This window comes from Bradyrhizobium sp. USDA3010 (assembly GCF_056429065.1).
This window is the reverse complement of record NZ_JBWJZD010000112.1, coordinates 1-2,462: the sequence shown is the minus strand read 5'-3', so window position 1 is coordinate 2,462 and position 2,462 is coordinate 1. Positions and strand designations below refer to the sequence as shown.

Annotated in this window: 2 protein-coding genes and 1 pseudogene; all 3 read right to left on the bottom strand. The window is 64.5% G+C overall.

Going from position 1 to position 2,462, the window contains the following annotated elements; translation table 11 throughout:
* Positions 1 to 304: 304 nt before the first annotated feature.
* On the bottom strand, positions 305 to 595 hold the full coding sequence (locus AC066Y_RS43120; RefSeq protein WP_478279120.1) for a DUF1330 domain-containing protein: 291 nt from the start codon (positions 593 to 595) through the stop codon (positions 305 to 307).
* Between the two features lie 126 nt (positions 596 to 721).
* Positions 722 to 2,149 (bottom strand): serine hydrolase domain-containing protein, encoded by a 1,428-nt coding sequence (locus AC066Y_RS43115; RefSeq protein ID WP_478279119.1) that lies wholly within the window; start codon positions 2,147 to 2,149, stop codon positions 722 to 724.
* Positions 2,150 to 2,344: 195 nt separating this feature from the next.
* Positions 2,345 to 2,462 (bottom strand): annotated as a pseudogene (locus AC066Y_RS43110) (ISAs1 family transposase); the annotation flags it as partial.

Here is a 2,462-nt window from a genome sequence, read left to right as displayed (position 1 = left end):
CGCCTGCATGCAGGCGGTAAATCTCAACGCGCTCTTCAAGGCTGAGCTGGCCATAACATTGTCCCATCGCCACAACACCCTAGCAGGTGTTGCACTTGTGTCGTGAACCCAAGGGACCCATAACCACAGGGTTGCGTTGTGAGAGTGAGCTGCGGCCCCAGCCTCGCGCAACAATGCGCATTCGGGGTCATGGGTCCCGGCCTTCGCCGGGACGACGATGAGGATGGTTGTCGATTCAAGGCGTCACACCACCCGGTGTCATCACCCGCGCATGTGCTTCGCGCGCCCCGGAATGACGGAAAGCCTACTCCGCTCCATCAATGATCACAAAATCCCCGTCCGAGTATTTCTGCCGGATCGCTTTCGCGGCCTGATAGTCGGGACAGGTGTAGCATTCCATCGCGGTGGCGCGATCCCTGAACTCGATGACGAAATTGCGCTGGCGCGTCGCGCCTTCCATCACCTCATACGGGCCGTTGCGCACGATGAAATGGGCGCCGTATCTGGCGAATACCGGCATCGCGGCGGCGAGATATTCGGGATAACGGGCTTCATCGTGCACCGTGACGTGCACGATCCAGTAGGCTTTCGGCATGATGGTCTCCGGCTGAGGCGATCTTAGAGAACGTGGCGCACCTCCTGCGAGATGCGCCACGGCATCGGAAAATTCCGGAGGCCGAGATTCAATTCACGATCGCGCGGGTGGTGTGTGACGTCTCCGTCAATTGCCGCCCGCGAGCCGTACGCCCATCGACGTCGCCGTGACGACATCACGGACCAGATCGAAGACGCCGTCCGCCTGCGGCGGCATATTCGGCGAGCGGCCGAGCCGTACGATGACGAGGTGCTGTGACGGCACGATCACGACATACTGCCCGATCGTGCCCTTGGCGAAGAAGGCGTCGCGCGGCCAGCCGTGCTTGACACGGTAGTTGGCGCCAAAGCTGTCGCCGAGATTGGTCCAGAAGCCCGCGCCGATGCCGACCCAGGCGTTCGGCGTCGGCGATGCGGAGTACTTGACCCAGCCTTCGGGCAGGATGCGCTTGTCGCCGGCCATCCCGTCATTGAGGTAGAGCTGGCCAAGACGCGCCCAGTCGCGTGCGCTCGCCATCATCGCGCCCGATCCTTCCGGGGTGCCCGCAGCATCGAACTGCATCACGACATTGCGCATGCCGAGCGGACCGAACAACTCCCGACGTGCAAAGCGCATCACATCGGCGGCGTGACCACCGGCCGCGTTGCGAATCAGATGCGAGAGGATGATGAAATTGCCGTCGTGATAATTCCACGCCGTGCCCGGGGCGGTCTCGAGCGGAATGCTCTCGGCATACGCGGCCATGTCCGGCTCCATGAACTTCATGCGGTTGACCGGCTCGAGCACGGACGCCAGGGACGCCTGCAGCGAGCTGCCGAGAGCAAGGCCCGCGGTGTGGCGCAGCAGCTCGTCGACGGTGATCGCATGGCGCGGATCGTCGGGATTCCGCCAGGCAGCGATCGGGACCGGCTGGTCGCGCGTCAGCCTGCCTTCGCGGACGAGGATTCCGATCAGGGCCGAGATCGCCGACTTGCTCATGGAGAAGCCGAGTAGCGGCGTCTCGATGCCGATGCCGTCGGCGTAGCGCTCGGCGACGATGCGACCGTCCTTCATCACGACGACAGCGCGGGTACGCCGAAACGGCGGCTCCGCCGGCTCGGCAAAGGCGCGATCGAGCGCGGCCACAAGCTGCGGGCTTTGTGGCGCGACGAGTGCAGGACCCGCGATCTCGGGCAGCGATGCAGCTTGCGGCCTCGAAGGCGGCAGCGGGCCATCGGCGAGCACCGCGCCGTGGTCGAGCGTGCAGCCGAACCCCTCGCGATAGACCGCATGGCTGCGGCCGAGCCCGAACAGCGTCACTGTGACGTCCTTGCGATCAAGGTCGACCTCGGTGTCCATCGCCCAGGTGATCAGGCCGGCCCCCGGCATCGCGTCGGTGGTCTCGGCCAGGTTTCGCTTCGGATCGAGCCCGCTGACAAAGGTTTCGGAGCAGACGATGTTGGCGACAAATCCGGTCGCCACTTTCGGCACGTCGCGGGCGCGGGCGGCGGACCAGCCGAGCGCACCGAGGGCTGATGTGGCGGCGAGGATGAGAATGAGCTTTCGACGGGTCACGGGTGTCCTCCGGCATGGCGTGATGAGTACGTGGCGGGAGGAAGCAGGAGCAGCGGCGAAAGGGCTCGCCGGATTTGGAAATCGAGCTAGCTGAAGGTTGGAAGAGGTCGGTCGATTTCGGAATTGTCTTGTGATTTCAGCGCCTCATCGTGAGGGACGCACGCCAGTCAGGCTCCCTCCCCCTGCGGGGCAGGGCTATCGCATGTGGCCGAGGAGTTCGAAGAGGAATGCATCGTTCCATCCGGCGCGCTTGAGCTTGCCGCGCAGGGAGACTGTCGTGTCCGGGTGGGCTTGGGCGACGTTGAGAGCCAGA